Origin of the sequence: Hymenobacter polaris, assembly GCF_012927305.1 — a bacterium.
Classification (GTDB): Bacteria; Bacteroidota; Bacteroidia; order Cytophagales; family Hymenobacteraceae; genus Hymenobacter; species Hymenobacter polaris.
Map to the genome: position 1 here is coordinate 933,406 of NZ_JABBGH010000003.1, position 16,306 is coordinate 949,711.

General features: G+C 63.8%; 21 protein-coding genes. 5 read left to right on the plus strand and 16 right to left on the minus strand.

The features are described 5' to 3' along the window. From HHL22_RS20535 to HHL22_RS20545, 3 genes are read right to left on the minus strand one after another with little or no spacing between them, the layout of a single operon-like run. A complete protein-coding gene (locus tag HHL22_RS20535) occupies positions 1 to 1,125 on the minus strand; it encodes a hypothetical protein (protein ID WP_169533248.1) in 1,125 nt (374 codons plus the stop codon). A 49-nt stretch (positions 1,126 to 1,174) separates the two neighbouring features. After that, entirely contained in the window at positions 1,175 to 2,719 is a 1,545-nt protein-coding gene (locus tag HHL22_RS20540; protein ID WP_169533249.1) for a hypothetical protein, read from the minus strand. A gap of 4 nt (positions 2,720 to 2,723) precedes the next feature. Next, on the minus strand, positions 2,724 to 4,943 hold the full coding sequence (locus HHL22_RS20545; RefSeq protein WP_169533250.1) for a hypothetical protein: 2,220 nt from the start codon (positions 4,941 to 4,943) through the stop codon (positions 2,724 to 2,726). Positions 4,944 to 4,995: 52 nt separating this feature from the next. Between HHL22_RS20545 and HHL22_RS20550 the strand changes: the two genes are divergently transcribed. From HHL22_RS20550 to HHL22_RS20570, 5 genes are read left to right on the plus strand one after another with little or no spacing between them, the layout of a single operon-like run. Further along, positions 4,996 to 5,421 (plus strand): hypothetical protein, encoded by a 426-nt coding sequence (locus tag HHL22_RS20550; protein ID WP_169533251.1) that lies wholly within the window; start codon positions 4,996 to 4,998, stop codon positions 5,419 to 5,421. Next, positions 5,418 to 5,762, plus strand: a complete 345-nt coding sequence (locus HHL22_RS20555) for a hypothetical protein (protein WP_169533252.1) — start codon at positions 5,418 to 5,420, stop codon at positions 5,760 to 5,762. Before HHL22_RS20550 ends, HHL22_RS20555 begins: the two co-directional genes overlap by 4 nt. A 25-nt stretch (positions 5,763 to 5,787) precedes the next feature. Then, positions 5,788 to 5,958 carry a hypothetical protein gene (locus HHL22_RS20560; RefSeq protein WP_169533253.1) on the plus strand — a complete coding sequence of 57 codons (171 nt, stop codon included), beginning with the start codon at positions 5,788 to 5,790 and terminating at the stop codon, positions 5,956 to 5,958. Between the two features lies 1 nt (position 5,959). Next, positions 5,960 to 6,442 (plus strand): hypothetical protein, encoded by a 483-nt coding sequence (locus HHL22_RS20565; protein WP_169533254.1) that lies wholly within the window; start codon positions 5,960 to 5,962, stop codon positions 6,440 to 6,442. Between the two features lie 4 nt (positions 6,443 to 6,446). Beyond that, a complete protein-coding gene (locus HHL22_RS20570; protein WP_169533255.1) occupies positions 6,447 to 6,638 on the plus strand; it encodes a histone H1 in 192 nt (63 codons plus the stop codon). A gap of 139 nt (positions 6,639 to 6,777) precedes the next feature. Here the strand turns inward: HHL22_RS20570 and HHL22_RS20575 are convergent, their stop codons facing one another. From HHL22_RS20575 to HHL22_RS20635, 13 genes are all read right to left on the minus strand, one after another. After that, positions 6,778 to 7,071, minus strand: coding sequence for a hypothetical protein (locus HHL22_RS20575; protein WP_169533256.1), 294 nt, complete (start codon positions 7,069 to 7,071; stop codon positions 6,778 to 6,780). Between the two features lie 40 nt (positions 7,072 to 7,111). After that, positions 7,112 to 7,753: a hypothetical protein gene (locus tag HHL22_RS20580; RefSeq protein WP_169533257.1), complete on the minus strand. Its 642-nt coding sequence runs from the start codon at positions 7,751 to 7,753 to the stop codon at positions 7,112 to 7,114. Between the two features lie 3 nt (positions 7,754 to 7,756). Then, a complete protein-coding gene (locus HHL22_RS20585; RefSeq protein ID WP_169533258.1) occupies positions 7,757 to 8,065 on the minus strand; it encodes a hypothetical protein in 309 nt (102 codons plus the stop codon). Beyond that, entirely contained in the window at positions 8,062 to 8,499 is a 438-nt protein-coding gene (locus HHL22_RS20590; protein WP_169533259.1) for a hypothetical protein, read from the minus strand. The genes HHL22_RS20585 and HHL22_RS20590 overlap by 4 nt, the downstream gene beginning before the upstream one ends. Continuing rightward, complete coding sequence (locus HHL22_RS20595; protein ID WP_169533260.1) at positions 8,496 to 8,864, minus strand: GNAT family N-acetyltransferase; 369 nt, start codon at positions 8,862 to 8,864, stop codon at positions 8,496 to 8,498. Before HHL22_RS20595 ends, HHL22_RS20590 begins: the two co-directional genes overlap by 4 nt. Continuing rightward, entirely contained in the window at positions 8,865 to 10,007 is a 1,143-nt protein-coding gene (locus HHL22_RS20600; RefSeq protein WP_169533261.1) for a hypothetical protein, read from the minus strand. Positions 10,008 to 10,105: 98 nt separating this feature from the next. After that, complete coding sequence (locus HHL22_RS20605) at positions 10,106 to 11,170, minus strand: hypothetical protein (RefSeq protein ID WP_169533262.1); 1,065 nt, start codon at positions 11,168 to 11,170, stop codon at positions 10,106 to 10,108. A gap of 143 nt (positions 11,171 to 11,313) precedes the next feature. After that, positions 11,314 to 12,216, minus strand: coding sequence for a hypothetical protein (locus tag HHL22_RS20610; RefSeq protein ID WP_169533263.1), 903 nt, complete (start codon positions 12,214 to 12,216; stop codon positions 11,314 to 11,316). Between the two features lie 44 nt (positions 12,217 to 12,260). After that, positions 12,261 to 12,818 (minus strand): hypothetical protein, encoded by a 558-nt coding sequence (locus HHL22_RS20615; RefSeq protein WP_169533264.1) that lies wholly within the window; start codon positions 12,816 to 12,818, stop codon positions 12,261 to 12,263. A gap of 72 nt (positions 12,819 to 12,890) precedes the next feature. Next, entirely contained in the window at positions 12,891 to 13,580 is a 690-nt protein-coding gene (locus HHL22_RS20620) for a hypothetical protein (RefSeq protein WP_169533265.1), read from the minus strand. After that, positions 13,549 to 15,345 (minus strand): hypothetical protein, encoded by a 1,797-nt coding sequence (locus HHL22_RS20625; protein ID WP_169533266.1) that lies wholly within the window; start codon positions 15,343 to 15,345, stop codon positions 13,549 to 13,551. Before HHL22_RS20625 ends, HHL22_RS20620 begins: the two co-directional genes overlap by 32 nt. Before the next feature lie 11 nt (positions 15,346 to 15,356). Then, entirely contained in the window at positions 15,357 to 15,548 is a 192-nt protein-coding gene (locus HHL22_RS20630; protein WP_169533267.1) for a hypothetical protein, read from the minus strand. Positions 15,549 to 15,593: 45 nt separating this feature from the next. Beyond that, positions 15,594 to 16,223 carry a hypothetical protein gene (locus tag HHL22_RS20635; protein WP_169533268.1) on the minus strand — a complete coding sequence of 210 codons (630 nt, stop codon included), beginning with the start codon at positions 16,221 to 16,223 and terminating at the stop codon, positions 15,594 to 15,596. Positions 16,224 to 16,306 lie beyond the last annotated feature (83 nt).

The following is a 16,306-nucleotide window of genomic DNA, read 5'->3' on the forward strand; positions in this document are numbered from 1 at the left end:
TTAATACGCTAGCGTCGTGTTGGAAGTCGGAAAATTTGCCGTGTGGATTGCCCCGGCGTTGTCGGTAAACTCGAACTGCTGCCCACCGAACTCGCTGGGATAGTCCACATAAATGGTGTAGCCGGCTGCCGTAAACACCACGCTGATAGTCGGTCCGCTAGCCGTGGGAATGTCGTTGAGGCGCAGCTTGGCCGTACCCGTTGCCGGGAACGATACCCCACCGGGACTGAACTGATTGCTGGCGGTGAGCGCCGTGTTGTAGCTGGCCGGCACGTTACACACAATGCCCGCCAGCGCTGCGTTCTTGGCCGCCAGGTCGGCGGCAGCTTGGCTTTCCGTGCTGGTGCGCGTAGTCAGCTGCCCCGTGCCCCCGGCGCTGCCGCAGGCGGCGGCAATGTCCTGGGCCGTGGGGGTATAGTTGCCGGTGTAGGTGGTAGTTGCAGGGGGCGGACTACCGGTGCCCGCCCCATCGGAGGCCGTGAAGCGCTCGGTGTTCAGCAGCCACTTGCCAGCCGGACGGTTGCCACTGGCCGTCACGCGAATACCTACCGTGCCTAGGGCGCGCTCGCCGGTAATGCCACGCGCGTACACCGTGCCGACCTGCACGTCCCCACCGGTAGTAGCCAGGTTTACCACGCCGGGGAAACCTGTCACGCCGGTTACCTCGTAATCGGCGGCGGCCGGGAAGCCCGGTACGATGTCACCGTAAAGCGTATTGCCTTGGTCATCGACGTGGCCGTTAGCGGGCGCCTCGGGCTGGGCGGGGCTGGCCTGACTGAGCAGGTGGCGCAGTTGCTCAACCGCCCAGTCCATTGCCCCACCTTGCTGGGTAACAGTACTGAAGCCAGGAAAATCTCCTTCGGGGTCAATAACATAGTGGTCGAGCAGTTGCTGCTGCTGCTCGGCGCTGCCGGCCGTGAGCAACGCCACGCCCGCAGGCGTGGCGTCGAGGATGTCCTCGGCGCTTATCTCGGCAGGGCCCGGCGCCTCAACCGGGGGCGCCAGTTGCTCAGGCAGTACCTTGAACTCGGTATCGTGCTGGGGCGAGTAAAAGAAAAATATCCCATCCCCCGGCAAGGGCGAGCCTTTCGGCCAAAACTGCTTGATGTCGCGGAGAAACCCCATAGCGGCTGCTTATTTATTGCGTAAAGTAAGCATATAAAAACAGCCTGCCCTAGGACTGGAAGCTGCGCAGCAGCAGATACCCGGTTTCGTGCAGCTGCAAGGCATTGGCCGGCACGGTGTCGCTCACGCCCGCGTCGTCGCCGTTGCCGCCACTGCCCAGCCAGGCGACCTGCTCCAGGCTCACCCGCCCGCCCGAGAGCGAGTAAGCGCGCTCGTCAGCCGGCTCGTAGGCTTGGTCGGTCTGGCAGCGCACGCCGCCCACCGCGAGGTAATCCAGGCGGCAGGCCAGGGCCAGCTTCTCGTGCATCCAGGCGGGCTGCAGGTAGGTTTCGAAGCTGAGCAGGCGCTGCGCGGTGGCGCTGAGCACCGTGAGCTGGCCAGCCGAGTCGCGGTAGCCGCTGCTGCTGCCGCCGGGCTTCTGGCGAAAGCACGTAGCCGTCACCCGCACCCGCGGGGTGAAGCCGGTGCTGAACACGGCCCCGAAGCAGTTGTCGGCGTTGCGAAAGTCCACGGCCAAGGTCTTGGGCCAGCCGGCGCGCACGCTGAGGGGCTCCGAGTCGGCTACGGCATCGGGCCAGCCGGCGCGCGTGGCGCGCAGCTGCACCTGGTAGTAGCCGGTGGCGAGGCCAGCCACGGGCAGGTCGGCCTCGAAGACGTTGTAACCGGGCCCGGTGAGCTGCCAGCTGGCGGAAATAATACCGCTCACCGCCACCCAGGGCCGGTTGAGTAGCACCGAGTCGGCGGGGCTGGCCACGGTGCCGAGCAGCGCCTGCTGGATGCGGTAAGTGCCGGTGGCCGCACCGGCCAGCGTCAGGCGCGCGGCCTGCAGCAAGCTGGCCGGCAGGCCTAGGCCCACGGCGGGCGTCAGGCGGGTGAGGCCGGTAGGCTTGTCTTCGCTGAGCACCACCCCTAGGGGCGCGGCGCTGCCTTCCAGCGTCAGCACCTGCACAAGGGCCACGGGAGCACCAACCTGGCTGCCCCCGTGCCGGCGCACGGTGGCCGTGACGGCTGAATAGGAGGTGAGCACCTGCACCCGCACCTGGTCGCCGTTCTCCACCAGCTGGTAGTAGGCGGGGCGCACCTGCTGGCCGGGGCGGGGCTGCTCGCAGAACAGGGTACTGTCTACCCCTAGGGCCCCGCCGTCGCCGCGCACGACGAAGCGCAGGCTCTGCAGCAGCGGCGCGGCGAAGAAAGGCTCTAGGGGTGGGGGCGGGGTGTACACGCACGAGCCGTCGTCGTCGGTGGTACCGGCCTGGTAGTTGGTGGCCAAGGGGTCGGAGCAGCCGCGCACGACGGGCGGGGCGGGGTCCACGGTGAACTCCACCGTAAAGGAGGGCAAGTGCGCCGGGCTTGCATCCGAGATAGTGGCCTCGTAGGTCGCGCCAGGCGTGATGCCGCTTTGCTCGTAGGCGTACTGGCCGGGGCCCGCGCCGGGCGCGTCCATGCTGGAAACGCCCGCGAAAAGGCCCGGAATCTGAATCGTGAGCGGCCCCACTGAGTCGCCCTGGGCCGCTACGATGCGCAGCGAGGCCGTGGGCACCTGGCGCGTGGGCTGAGTGACGAAGTAGGAGACGAGGGAGGGAGCCAGGGCCATAGGACTAGGATGCGCAGAGCAAAAGGGTAAAGTCGGCCGTTTCGGCCGCGGCCTGGTGGGCGGCGTCGAGCAGCCAGCCCTCGCGCACCTGGCCCTGGGCGCTGCTGCTGCGGTAGCGCACGCGGCCCGTGGGGGCGGCCAGCAGGGCCCGCAGCTGGGCGCGGGAGAGGGGCACGCCCTTCACGTCGGCCTGCTCAGGCTTCCAGAGCGGGGCCGGCAGGTCGGCCGGCGCTACGTCGGCATTTTCGGCTACCAGCGTCGCCTCACTCACCAGCTGACTGCGCACGGTGACGTTGCCTTCCCCACTCTGGTAGCGCAGCCCTAGGGCCGCACCCGGCGGCCGGCCCGCCCCGAAGGCCGCGGCGTGGGCGCGGGCCACGCGGGCCGGCGTGAGGGCCACGTTGTAGATAGTAGCCGGCGAGAGTACCCCATCGAGGCGCGCCACGCGCTGCAGGCGCTCGGTTTCGTAGGCGGGCCGGCCGCCGGTGGGCCAGAGGCACACCAGGAAGTTGGTGGTGTCCTGGCTGGTGTCGGTGGTGGCCGTGGCGTCGTAGCGGTTGCGGCGGGTGGCTTCCAAGAGGCTACCGCTCGTCGAGTACTTGCTCAGCGCCTGGTAAGCGTTGCTGGTGACGGTGAGCGGGGTGGTGAACTGACGCTTGCCGTTCACCTCGTCGAGGCCATTAGCGGCCTCGGGCTGCCAGCTCTCGTTGCCGACCTCCACCGTCTGGTAAAGCCGGCTCTCGACCACCTTCACCGAGTCGGCCAGCACGCCGGCGCCCGTGAGGTCGAGCACCACATCCGTCCCGTACCAGTAGGAGAGGGGTTCCACCCGGTACACCAGCTTGTCGCCCTCCCATTCGGGCCCTGCCCCGAGGGCCCAGGTAGCGGCCGCTGATGAAAATAGCTCGTCCCAGCTGGCAAACAAGGTTTTGCGCAGGTCAGTGGCGCCGGCGGCCGGCGCCGGGGCCGTGAGTAGCGGGAAGCCGCGCACCTGAAAGCCGCCGGTGAGCAGCGTGTGGGCGCCGGGCCCGTCCTGGGCATAGCCGCGGTCCTGGCGGCCGAAGAAGTCGCTACGAAACACGTCCACCTCATCCGAGAGGGCCTGAGCAAGGCGCTCGAAGGCCTCGTAGAGCAGTAGGCCCGTGGCCGGGCTCGGGTCGGTGGTGGTGGTCGAGCGCAGGTTCAGGTAGGAGCCCGGCAGCATGGTAGCCGTAATCGTGGCCTGGTACTGGTCCACGTCCAGGCCCGTGAGCTCGTGCACGTAGTAGTCGGCGTAGAGGTACACCGCGTCGTTTTTCTTGAGCTGCCAGGTGCGGGTAAGGGGCGGCACCTGCACCAGCGCGTCGTAGAGGCTGTCCACTCGCACGTCGGTGGGTGGCAGCAGGTCGATGGTTTCGTTGACGGAACCCACTATTTTGAGCCGATACTTGACCTCCACGCGGCGAAACTTGCGGAAGTAGAAGCCGGTGGTGCGCTCGGCGTGCACCTGGTAGCGCAGGGCCAGCTCCAGCGTCAGCTCCCCGTCGCCCGGCATGCGGTGGATAGGCACGGCGTCGGCCTCGCCGCCCGCCACGAAGCCGCCGGCCACGGCCCCCAGGTTCACCTCGTTAAGTTGCGGGGTGTTGAAGCCGAAGTAGAGCAGCTGCTCGTGACTGGCGTCGCCGTTGCCCCCGTACATGTTGCCCACGGTAAGCTCGGTTTCGGCACCCAGTTGACTGGCGGCGTAGCGCTGCAAAATGGCCCGCGAGTGCAGTTGCACCGTCGTTTGGGCGGGCGTGGGCCCGGTGCTGCCGCCCACGGTGGTACCCGCAAACAAATCCACCTTGACGCTGCTGCGACTCAGAAACTTCTGCAGCCAGCTTTGCTGCTCCAGGCTTACCTTGACGGCCGTATCGGTGAACTCGGCGCTGGTAAAGTCCACCCGGCCCCGGTAGTAGGGCTGCCAGAGAAAGTCGTTGGGCGCGTACTGCTCGATGAGCACCCGCGCGTCGGCCTCCACTCCGCCCGCCTGGTAGGCGCGGGTCAGGTAGGCCTTGCCGTCCTTCACGAAGCCCAGCTGGGGCGAGTACTCGCCGCTGACGCCGTGGTTCTTGGGGTCGCGGTGCAAATTAACCGTCGTGCCGTCCCAGCCGGTGGGCTCGTAGCGCAGGCGCTGGGGCGCGAGGTAGCCCGCCCCGGTGCTGAGCGTGTAGCGAAACTGCGGTCCGGCGGAGAGAGGGGACATTCGGCGTTTTTATGTGCGTAAAATAAGCTATAAAATCCCGTAGCTTTGCCCTATGCGCTTAGTACTCCTCGCCCAGTCGCACGCGGTGCTGCTCTACCAGACGCCGCAGGAGCTGCCCGCCGGCCTGCACAACGAGTTTCAGCACTGGTGCCTGCGGGCGGCGGGCATCGGCAGCGGGCCGGGCGCCATCGACGCGCACTTCGCCACCACCACGGCCCTGCTGGCGGCCGGCCGCACCGAGGAGGCCGCCGATGCGCTGGCTTTGCTGCACTACAGCTTCGCCGACTCGTTCGACAGCTTTAGCTCGCGCCAACTGGCCTTCGGCTGCCTGGTAGCGGAGGTCGATGGCCAGCCCTGGACGGACAGGAGCGAAGCGGGCCTGCAGCGGCTGCTGGCGCTGCTCAGTAGCCTAGGCCTCACCGAGGAACTGGTAGCCGCGGAAGTGGCCGACGTAAAAAAAAACTGGCGTCGGCATTGAGTTCCCTCTTTCCTACCCGCTTCGGGGCGGCCGACACCGAGGCCCAGCGCCTCTACCAGCAGCAGCAGCGCCGGGCCCTGGCGCTGTGCCAGCTGGTAGCTACTGGCGAGGCCCGCTACCAGCAGGAAATCGACCTACTCGACGCCTGGCTGCTCGACCAACTGAAGCCCGAGGTCTATGACGACGACTCGCCCGAGAACGTGCTCACCCTGCACCGCCGGCAGTTCGGGGCTACCTGCGCGGCCATGGCGGCTCAGGGCTTCCCCAGGGCCCAGGAGCTGAGCCTGGCCGACTTCCACAGCGCCTTGGAGCACCTGCTGCAAAAGAACCAAGCCGAGTAAGTTTTTTACCCTTTTTCCCTCTCTTATGCAACGCTTTAGCCTCACCCTGCTGGTAGTCCTGCTGCTGGTCGCCTTCGTGGGCATCCTCACCCAGCACGGCCGCGCCACGACCGTCACTTACCTGAGCCTCGTGCCCCTAGGGCTGTACGTGCTCTATGGTATCGTTGGCCTCATCGTAGCGGCCCTGCGCAAGTAGTATGCTGGCGCTTACCTATCAACTGTTCGCGGCCCTGGCCGGCTGGCTCGAAGCCATTCTCTACGCCCGCCGCGGCGCCGAGTCGTTCAGCAGCAACGAGCACGGCGGCATGACGTGGCAGCGGCTGGCCGTGCTGCTGGTGGGCGCGGCCGCCGTGCTAGTGTTTCGCTGGCACGGGGCCTGGCTGCTGCTCATCGAGGTGCTGCCCACGGCGCTACTGTTTCCGCTCTGCCACGACGAGGCCTACAACTTCACCCGGCTCTGGCTGCAGTGGGCCGCCCCGCCGCTGCTGCCCGGCGCACAGCCCGGTGACTGGACAGCATTCGCCTACGCCTGGCGCGAGTACCGCTACGGCTACCAGTCGCCGACTACCACGGCGCGCAACGACTTCAACGGCCCGCAACGCACCTGGCTCGCCATCGCGGGCTTGGTGCTGCTGCTGGCCCTCTACCTAGTCCCCTTCATTTTTCACCTTCACTTTTAATCCCATGGCCGTACCCCAGATTACCAACATAGACAAACCCTTCGGCAAGCTCAAAGCCGACATGCTGGCCCTCGAAGAAGATGTGCTCAAAGCCAACAAGGGCAACCGCGCGGCCGCCACCCGCGTGCGCAAAGGCATGCAGGCGCTGAAGGTGCAGGCGCAGGATATTCGCATCGCGCTAGTGCCAAGTAAGTAGGCGCGGTAGAGATGCTTCGACAAGCAAAAAGCCCCGTTAGCATTGCGCTAGCGGGGCTTTTTGCTTGCTGTAATTGTACAGCACACCTTGCTTTTAACTACTTCTGAGCGGGTTTTTGCTGCTGTAATTTTACAGCACTTCACTGCAAGGGGCCCGCCACCGCTCGGCACACGGCAGCCGCCGGTAGCCCTAGGGGCAGGGCAGCCAAGATGCCCCAGGTAGGCAGCTTGAACAGGTGCACCCACATGGCCAGCCCTAGGACCAGCAGCAGCACCGAGAGCCAGTAGCCTAGGCAAAACAAACAAAGCTTAGGCGCCCACGACGGTCGGTGTACCTCCCAGGCAGCGAGTACGCCCCACTTGGCCAGGCACACGAGCAATGAGGCAGCCGTGAGGCCGGTAAGCAGAACGATGGCTAGGGGATTCAAGAGCATGACGAATATTTTTCAGAGGTTTTGCGGAATATTTTTCAGTCTATTTGCCGCTTAGCTTTAGGTACCCGCCTTGAGTAAGCTGCAAGCCGTCACCAGGCACGAATTCGGGCTCGCAGAGCACGTTGAGCGCCTGCACTTCCAGCGAGAGGCGGAAGCCGGCGTAGGGCTGGCGCAGGGCCGACTCGCTCTTGACTAGCTCCAGCGAGAAGCCCTTAAACACATCCTCGGCCGCCGTGAACACGCGCAGGATGCGCGCCTGGCCGTCGTCGTTGAGCACGCGCGCCACGTCCACTAGCAACTCGCTCTCGAAGCGATACTGCTTAGTCGGGTCGATGCGCTGCAGGTTCATCCAGAAGATGACATCAACTGACTGCGTAAACCCGAGCGTGCCTGGTACTGGCTCACGTTCGGGGTTGACGGCGGGCCCGGTGGGATAAAAGAAGCTTTGCGCCTGCACGTTGTCGTTGGGCAGCACGTCGCGGTACTCGCCCTCGCCGGCATACACCTCGGGGTAGTACTGCACCTTGCCGCCCACCTTGCGGCTGCCGCGGTAGGCCTTGCCGTAGCTAAGCTGCAACCAGGGCAGCCCGGCCAGCAGCAGCAGCTGCAGCCGCTGAATCTCGGCATCCAGGCCCACGGGGCGGTCAATGGTGGGGGCGAAGGGGTCGGCGTAGGAAACCATAGCTCAGTTCATTTGGGTAAACGTGAGGAAGTAGCCCGTGTACTTGCGCCGCCAGGCCCGCCAGGCGGCCAGTACGGCGTCGTGCTCGGCGCGCAGGTAAATCCAGCCGCCCTGGGCCTGCACGGCGCAGCGCGGGGCATCCAGCTCCTTAAATTGTTCGGGGTCCAGCGTTTGCACCGAGCCCACATCCTCCCAGCGCCAAGTGCCGATGGCCGTGCGCAGCGACTTGGTACCGGTGGTGTCCTCTTCGTGCAGCCAGCAATAGGTAGCCGTAAACAGCGTGTTGTCGTCGAGCGTGTGAAAGGGCGTCATAGGCCTAGGGCGCGGCGCGCCTGCTGTTCGAGGTCGGGGCGCACCACTTCCTCCTGAAAAGTTTCTTTGGCTTCGGGGCTGAGCCCGAGGATATCCTCGCCGTACTTGCCGGCCAAGTCGTTCGGGTCGTCGGCCTGGAAGTCGAGCTCCTGCCCGCGCACCTGGGCCACGATGCTGGCGTAGTAGGCTCCCGTATCGCGTAGTGTGACCTTGGAAGGGTCCAGGCCCTGCTCCTGCTTGAGCAGGCGCGTAAGGGGCGCGTACTCCGGCGTGATGGGCCGGTCCTGGCTGTCGAGGCCGGCTGCGAGCTGCTGCTGGTTGTCGAGCTCCAGCAGAAACGCATTATCCTGCACCACCTGCTCGGTGGCGTAGGTCAGCAGTTCGGGCAGGGCCCCGAGGGCGCGGGCCAGGTTGTCGAGGCGGTCGGTAATCACAGCACTTTGATAAGTTGCTTGTACCCCTCTTGCCCGGTGATATATGGCAGGAAGCCTAGGCGCTCATACAAGCGTTGCGCGCCCTCATTCTTCCGATTTACAGAGAGCCCTACTGTTTTGAGGCCGGCGCGGCGAGCTAGTTCAAAGGCCTGCGCCAGTAGCTTTGACCCTAAGCCACACGAGCGCCAGTTTTCAACCACAAATAGCGGCCCAATCCATCCCGGATTACCCTCGGGGTCTAATTCTAGTTTCAGTAGTGCCACGGGCTGCGGCTCACTAGCGTGGTGGGCTTGCAGATATACGGAGGTTACGACTTCGCTATCAATCGTAACAGGTAATTCCGTGAAGGTGAATTGCTTTTCCATCTATACAGCCCCTACTTTATACCCATTGGTTTTGCACGGCAAGCAGGGCTTCGAAATGCCCGACAAGTCCACATCGAGCGCGCCGAGGGCCTTCTCCAACCGGCTGAGCAGGCCCGGCTGGTAGTCGGGCCGGTTGTTGAGTTCTACTAGGGCCAAGGCCTGCACACCCGACGCTAGCCCGTTGTTGCGGGTGGTATTGGCCATCTGACTCAGCAGGTCCGCAGCCAGCTGCAATTGCAGGGCCTCGGCAAACAGGGCCTTGTGCCGGCAGAAGTACTCGCTCAGGTCGCACACGACCGACACTTGCAGGTTCAGCCCGAAGTTGGAGTCGCTCACGTAGCTCACCCGGCCGTCGCCGGGCAGCACGTCGGTGCCCTCCTCGGCGGGCGTGGTGAAGCCGCGCACCTGCACGTAGGGCGCGTAGGCATCGAAGAGTAGGTAGTCCGAGCCGCAGCACGAGCCGGGCCGCTGGCTGAAGTCGCGCTGCAAGTCCACGGCCTGGCCGACTAAATCGTCTTCGAAGTAGCCTAGCCGGTACTCGCCCACGTCGGCCCCTAGGGGCAAGGCGATGGCAATGGGCGTCCACTCGAAATACACCTTATTCGCCCGCGGCACCTCGTACTGGGCCACCGGCTGCTGGCTGCTGCTGTGGTAGAGGTAGAGCCGGAAATTGGGGTTCAGGTCGGTGAACTGCGTGCCGAGGCCCGTCACGCTCACCAGCACGTCCTTGCCGGCGGCCGGCCGTAGCGCCAGGCCCACGAAGCGGCCCTGCTTGATGACTTTGCGCCGGTACTCGCCGTGCTGGCCGGTGAGCTTGCCGTCGGCCAGCAACGTCTTGCCGGTGCCCGTGAGCTTTTTGCGCGCCGTAAAGGCCGCCAGCACCTTCGCTACGGCCGCCCGGCGCGCCTGGTCGAGGTAGGCGCTGAGCTGCGCGCCGATGTCGGTACCGGCCCCTGGCACCTGCGGGGCTACGGCGCGCAGATTGGCCAGCGTCAGCAGCGGGTGCACATCCTGCACGGCCACCTGGCCGTCGGCAATGAGCAGGCCGGCGGCCAGCTGCGGCTCGTCGGGAGAAGCTTCGGGCGGCTGCCGAAACGCCAGCAGCGGGGCCAGGCAGGCAGTGAGGGTGAGCAGGTTGTACATGATACCAAGGCATTCAGCCAAAAAAGGCCGGCCCAGCGAGCCGGCCCTTTCTGAGCTATGAAAACACGAAAAACTCCCGCAAGCGGGTACTTTAGCTGCTAGGCTAGCAGCAGCTCAGCCTTGGTGATGGGCGTGTAGCGGGTGCTGCCATCACTGTTGTAACTCTTAAGTAGGGCCACGTCCCAGCTCCACTCGAACGACTCCACAAACGTGCGGGTCAGCCCGTCGAGGCGCTCGGCTGCTAGGCGCACGCTCTCGTCCGAGCATTTGGCCTGGTAGTAAAGGCCCACGGTACCGAGGCCCGGCAGGTCCTGGGTGGTCCACAGGTTGCTAGGCGTATCGCCATTGCCGATTTGGTGGCCGTCGTAGGTGTCGGGGTCGAGGCGGGTTTGAATTGCCACGGCGCCGTCGCCCACTAGGTACTCGGTGCTCTTTACGCCGGCGCCGTTCAGCACCCGGTTCGACTGGAAGAAGTCACCGAGGTTTTCCACCTGGTAGGCCAGGTTTTCGGCGTTCATCGTGCCCTGGGCTTCCAACTTGCGCACGTAGGCCATGCCCATGGGGTTGGTGAGCACGTCGGGGCGGCCGCCGAAGTCCTGGGTAGCCAGGATGCTGGGCACGTAGTTGAAAAACTCCTTCGAATCCTCCAGACTCACTTGCAGCGCGTTACCCGACACGGGGTAGTACGCCGTCATGCCGGCCGGGAAATAGGCGTTCTTGTTCAGGTTCAGAAAGTCCACGCACTTGCCATCCAGGAATTCCAGCGCCTTGAGGCGGCGGGCTTCCAGGTTGCGGGCGAAGTACTCCTGCATGCCCAAATCGTTGTTGCGGTGGCGCGAGGGCACCATCGGGAAGCCGAAGGCCATGGTGAACAGCACCACGGTCATCAGCTTCGAATCAGCCCCGCCGGTCTGAATTTCGCAGGTCCGGAGGTTGCCAATGGTGATGTTTTCGAAGTCGAGCACGGGAATCTGCACCTCGTTACCAAACGAGTTAACAATGGCGTCTTTGATTTCGGGCGTCAGAATCGACATTGCCGAGGCCGACTGCTTGCGAAACAGGTTGAGGGCGCCGTACTCCGACGGGCGCAGTTCGTTGCGGTCAATCCGGCCCTTGTATTTGGTGCGGATGTACTGCTTGAGAGTGGCTACTAGGGTGGCCATATGGTGATAAGGGAAGAAAAGTGATGGTAAAAAGGTGGCGTAAACAGTTGAGTAATCGTCCCTTAATCACTCAGGCAACTTGGGGTACAGAGTGGCCGCCGGGGCTCGTCACGTGAGCACCCAGCGGCCGGTAGGCAGTAGTCTTAGCGAATCGGCAAGCCTTTGCCCAGCTTGTCGAAAGCGGTATCGAATTCGTCAGTCTCCTGGGCTAGGCCCAGCTTAAGCAGGTAGTCGATTAGCTGGCTTTGGGTCTTCACATCGCCCGGCAACACCTCGGGCACGCTCACCTTGCCGCCTTTGCCGCCCTGGCCGCCAGCGCCCGCGCCGCCGCCTTGGCCCTGCTGGCCAGCGTCCAGCACATCCGTCAGCTCCTCGGTTTCGAGCAGGTACTTGGCCGTGGCCGGCTTGCCATCTTTGTCAAGCAAAACCTTACCGTCGCGCACGTAACGGATGTTCTCGTTACCCGCCGCGTCCTTCTCGACCGTGGCCAGGGCCATGATGTTGGCTGTAGCGTTGCTGATGGCCAGCTTGCGCAGCGACTCCTTCACGGTGGGGTCGAACTTCAACTCGCGCAGCCCGTCGCGGATGTCTAGGGCCACGTCCTTTTGAAACAGCTTGGTATCGCGGTCCTTGAGGTCGGCCTGGTACTGCGTTTCCTTGTCCTTGAGCTGCTGCAGCTGCGCCCGTAGCGTGGCGTCCCCGCCGCCATTTTTGATAGCGTCTTCGAGCTCCGTAATCTTGGTTTGCAGGGCCGTAGGCGCGGATTTGAGTTCGCCAACTACCCGCTTGAGGTAATTGTAGGTCTTCTCGGTGCCGCTGGCCTTGGCCATGCCACTGGTTTCGAATAAGTCTTTGTCCAGACCTGAGTAAATCTCATTGGTCTTTTCATCAATTTTGGTGCTGAGCGCCGCGTCGTACTCCTGCTGGGTGTAGGGCGTCAGCCCTAGGTGCTTGACACTGGCAATGGCCACGTCTTTGAGCGCGGGGTTTTTGGCTACTGCAGCCTGAAATTCCTCTACGGTGAAGGTGTCGTCGGTAAGTGCCATCTGAGTCCCGTTCAGTGGGTGGTAAAAAGGTGAAAATGAAAAAGCTAGTTTTGCTGGGCTGACAAGTCGGTGAGCGGATTTAGCTCAGGCTCAGCAGCTGGTTCGCTGAAGACAATGGGGTTGCTGGCGTGCACGCAGATAGGCGGGTGCGTGACGCCCAACGCTTTGACGAATACCCGTCCGGTGCTGCTAATCTGGCGTAGCTCAGTCTCTGTAAACTCGAAGCAGCCCACGGCGCAGGGACGCGAATCAGCGGGCAGTTGCTGGCCCGGTAGCGGCTGCATGAAGACAAACGCGCCAGCGTTGGCGCCGGGAAAGCTCACCAGCATGGGCGAGGCAACGTGGGCGTCGTAGAAGTCGGCCATCATGGCGAAGTGGCGCAGGCACTGCTCATAAGCGGCGGCAGTAGTGCCGGCCTCGCCATCGATTTGCAAGTACACGCGGCCACTGGCCAGTATTTGGGCTAGCTCCTCGGCATCGAAGTCTACCGCGCTCACCACGTAGGGCTGCGAGCGGAAGATGTAGAGGTCCTGCACGTAGTCTTCGGTGCCAGGAGCGGCCCGTAACACATCGTTTGCTTGGGGGAATTGAGCGAATTTCATAGTAGGTTGATAGGAGTAAGCCCTAGGGGCCGGCCACTGCTGCCAGTGGCCGGCCCGGGCGGATGGGAATGACTAGGCCTTGGCGGCCTCCAGGTCGGCCGCGCCCTCGGGGCTTTCAAAGTGGGTGATGGCCTCCTTCAGCTCGGTGAAGCTTTTGTCTTCAGGCGCAGCTTTGCCCACGAGCTCTTTGTAGCGGTCCTGGGCGTCTACCAGGCTGCGCAGCGGCTTTTTCACGGCGCCGCCGGTGGTGGACTTGGCCTTGAGCTGCGCTTCTAGGGGGGCAATCAGTTCCAGCAGTTCCTCGAAGCTCTTGTCGGTCGGGGCATCGTGGTTGGTCAGCTCGCGGTAGCGCATCTGCGCGGCCTGCAGCGAGGCAAGCGACGTTTTGGGGTCCGAAGGAGTGCCAGCGTCGATATCGCCCGTCTTGCTGGCCTGCTGCACCGACTTAGGTCGCGGGTCATGGAGAATCTCCTGCTTCTTATAGCCATTGAATGAGCCGTTGCTCTTCATGCGCTCAAACTCAGCCGGCGACAACTCCATAATCTCAGACTTCCACTCGTAGTCTTCTTCTGCGGGAAGGTGGACTTTCCGGCTCAGTTTGATGTGAATGCGGTGGGCAGCGTGCTTGGGCAGCTTGTAGCTCTTGTCTACGTTGCCGCTTACCTTCTCCTCCTGAGAAGCAGCGAAGTTGCCGTCGGCGTCAATTTGCTGCTGCTGCAGCGCCTTGAGGTCAACTTTTTGGGGTGTTAGCGAGGCTGACATACGAAAGTAAAATGGTGGTGATGAGCTGAAGCTTGAGGTAGTAGGGCTGCAGGGCAGCGAACGTGCGCACGTCGGTTTGCTCGGATTCGAAGCGCGTGATGTAGCGGGCGAAATCAGCCTTGAGCGCCAGTTTCTCGGGGGCGTAGATGTTGAGCAGGTAGCTGCCGCCCTGGTTGAGCGAGGCGGCAATCATGGTGGTAATCTGCTCAATCGAATACTCCGGATAAGGCTCCAGGTCCGAGAGGATGCGCATGCGGTCGAGCAGCGGCGGGTTGTTGCGGTACAGCGTGAAGTAGCGCATCTCCCGGTACTGGCTAAGCTCGAATACCGGGCGGCCGGCCTTGCGGGCCTCCACTTCTTCCTGGCTCAGCTGGGTGGGCGTTTTGAGGTAGAACTGCTCGCCGGAATTGACTACCGCCCGCCGGAAAAGCGGGCCGTAGCGCAGCTTGCCCTGGGTGGTGAGCGTCCAGGTGCGCGCCTTGTCGAAGTTGCGCTTTAGGCCCAGCAGCACGTCCTGCTGGTTTTCGAAGCCGGCGCGCACGTCCTGCTCGTTGCGCGGCTGGTCGGTGGTAGGCTCCCCACCGCTGCCCAGGCAGCTGGTGATGATTTCCTGCCGCTCCTCCTTCAGGCTCAGGCGGGCGTCCTTGAGCGCCTCGATGTCCACCTTCACAAACGCCAGCGGGTTGCGCGTGTCGCCCGTGTCCTTGGTCGGGGCCGGTACTTTGAGGTGGGTGCCCGGTCCTAGGTACTTGTTGGCCTGGCAGGTCGGGCAGGGCTTTTCGCGGTAGCGCGCTACGCCTGGCGCGTCGGCGCCGTTGGGGAAGTCGTAGCCGGTAATAACCTGAATGAAGCCCCCGTGGCACTTTTCGCCACCGGGGCCCTCGTAGGCGCACTCCTCTTCCACTGACCACAGCGGCGGAAACATGCCGTAGGTCTTGAAGTACTCGATGCTGGCGTACCAGTACACGTAGCGGTCGAGGTCGCCCAGTTCGTTGGTCAGGGGCCCGAAGCGCAGCAGGCCGGTGGCGGGCCCTAGGGCATCGCTCCAGAGCATGCGGGCCGGGCAGTAGCCCAGCACGTGCGCGTTTTCCAGCACCGGCTCCAGCGGCCACTCGCTGTCCTTGCTCAGCTTCTCGAAGATGCGGTAGTAGCCGTCGTCGTACACGGCCACGCGTTGCACTTCTTCATCTGTATCGGTGCGGCGCGAGGGCAGCCAAAACGCCAAGTACTCGCAGCTGGCGTCGGCCTTGATGTCCACGTCCACCACGCTGGCGATGTCGAGGGCGAAGACGTAAGGCTCGGGGCGGGGCGTGGTTTGCTCGGTGGCCATGTCCACCACCAGAATCGAGTGCAGCGCCCGGGCCATGGCTTCGAAGGCGGTGCCGGGCCAGAAGTCGGCCTCGGCCTGCGCGGTGCGAAACGTCTCGAAGTCGGTTTCGAGCTCAGCCGTGGCCAGCTCCACCGTTACCGAGCCGTCCTGCGCCTCGAACACGCGTGAGAGGCCATCCTTCACCTTGCCCGTGATTTTCACCGTGGGCAGGGGCGAGGGGATGAAGGCGCAGAACTTCTCGTACTTTTCGGTGGGCAGCACCTTCTTAGGCAGCGCCAGCAGCGTCTCCATGCCCGCCGGCTGCACGGCTGGGTTTACCTCGGCATCCACGTGCAGGCGTAGGCGCTGCTCGTAGTTGACGCACGCTGCTAAAGCCGCCCCGTTACGAGGCGACTTTAGCAGCTGCTGAATGTCGGGGTAGCTGAGCAGGGCCACGGAGGCGGGGCTTAGTCGTTGGTTTTGGGCGCCTCGGTGACGGGCTGCCAGCTGTCGTCACCTTTTGCTTGCTGGAACGCCAGCAGGCGCTTGGCGTGGGCGGGCGTGAAGTCCTGCGAATCGATATTGAGCGACTTGCACTGCAGTTTCACCATGTCGGGCGCGGCGGCTTCGGGGGCGGGTGCCAGTTGGGTTTTTGCCACGGGAATAGGCTTTAGGAAGTGGAAAAATTCAGGTGGGAGCACGGCCTAGGCGGCCAGCTTCAGGCGCGCGTTAAAGCTGGGCGTGAGCACCTGCAGATTCTTATCCCAATCACCGGGCAGCGAGAGGCCGAAGTCGTTGGTATTGTTGGCCTTGAAGCCGTCTAACTTCAGCGAAGCCATATAGAAGTTGGTGAAGGGAATGCCGCCGATGGCGCTCGACGTGGGGTCCTTCTGGTAGACGATGCGGCCGTCGTTGAGCAGGATGTAGGCCGTCATGCCGGGGTCCAGGCCGGCGGCGCTCTCCTCCTGGTAGGTGGCCAACTGGGTTCGGATGTCCGAGGGTAGGCCGATGAACTGGCCCTTGGCCTGCACCGAGTTAAAGCCAGTGAAATAGCCGAGGCCGTCGATGCTGTTGTTGGTGTTCTGCTCGGCGTACTGGGGCTCGGAGCCCGGAATCTGAAAGCCCGCAAACTCGGGCGTCTTCACGATTTTGGTGCCGTCGTCGGCCGTGAGCAGAGCCGACCACGCCGCCAGGGTTTTCATGGCCGCCTCGTTGGCGAAGGAGGGCGTGTCTTGCGCGCGCTGCAGCAGCAGGGCGCACATTTGGTAGAAGTGGACCGCGCACGCCACCTTACTGATGGAAGCGATGGCGTCGGGGCGAACACAGTTAGCCATTGGAAATGAGGGAAGGGGTGAAAAAACCGGAAAGGATGCCCGGCCGCCGTCCCGTAGCTGCCGTATTTATTGCGTAAAGTAAG

Coding starts and splice junctions, on each gene's coding strand:
- HHL22_RS20535 (WP_169533248.1), bottom strand. CDS start 1,125: ATGGGGTTTCTCCGCGACATCAAGCAGTTTTGGCCGAAAGGCTCGCCC.
- HHL22_RS20540 (WP_169533249.1), bottom strand. CDS start 2,719: ATGGCCCTGGCTCCCTCCCTCGTCTCCTACTTCGTCACTCAGCCCACG.
- HHL22_RS20545 (WP_169533250.1), bottom strand. CDS start 4,943: ATGTCCCCTCTCTCCGCCGGACCGCAGTTTCGCTACACGCTCAGCACC.
- HHL22_RS20550 (WP_169533251.1), top strand. CDS start 4,996: ATGCGCTTAGTACTCCTCGCCCAGTCGCACGCGGTGCTGCTCTACCAG.
- HHL22_RS20560 (WP_169533253.1), top strand. CDS start 5,788: ATGCAACGCTTTAGCCTCACCCTGCTGGTAGTCCTGCTGCTGGTCGCC.
- HHL22_RS20565 (WP_169533254.1), top strand. CDS start 5,960: ATGCTGGCGCTTACCTATCAACTGTTCGCGGCCCTGGCCGGCTGGCTC.
- HHL22_RS20570 (WP_169533255.1), top strand. CDS start 6,447: ATGGCCGTACCCCAGATTACCAACATAGACAAACCCTTCGGCAAGCTC.
- HHL22_RS20575 (WP_169533256.1), bottom strand. CDS start 7,071: ATGCTCTTGAATCCCCTAGCCATCGTTCTGCTTACCGGCCTCACGGCT.
- HHL22_RS20580 (WP_169533257.1), bottom strand. CDS start 7,753: ATGGTTTCCTACGCCGACCCCTTCGCCCCCACCATTGACCGCCCCGTG.
- HHL22_RS20585 (WP_169533258.1), bottom strand. CDS start 8,065: ATGACGCCCTTTCACACGCTCGACGACAACACGCTGTTTACGGCTACC.
- HHL22_RS20595 (WP_169533260.1), bottom strand. CDS start 8,864: ATGGAAAAGCAATTCACCTTCACGGAATTACCTGTTACGATTGATAGC.
- HHL22_RS20600 (WP_169533261.1), bottom strand. CDS start 10,007: ATGTACAACCTGCTCACCCTCACTGCCTGCCTGGCCCCGCTGCTGGCG.
- HHL22_RS20605 (WP_169533262.1), bottom strand. CDS start 11,170: ATGGCCACCCTAGTAGCCACTCTCAAGCAGTACATCCGCACCAAATAC.
- HHL22_RS20610 (WP_169533263.1), bottom strand. CDS start 12,216: ATGGCACTTACCGACGACACCTTCACCGTAGAGGAATTTCAGGCTGCA.
- HHL22_RS20615 (WP_169533264.1), bottom strand. CDS start 12,818: ATGAAATTCGCTCAATTCCCCCAAGCAAACGATGTGTTACGGGCCGCT.
- HHL22_RS20620 (WP_169533265.1), bottom strand. CDS start 13,580: ATGTCAGCCTCGCTAACACCCCAAAAAGTTGACCTCAAGGCGCTGCAG.
- HHL22_RS20635 (WP_169533268.1), bottom strand. CDS start 16,223: ATGGCTAACTGTGTTCGCCCCGACGCCATCGCTTCCATCAGTAAGGTG.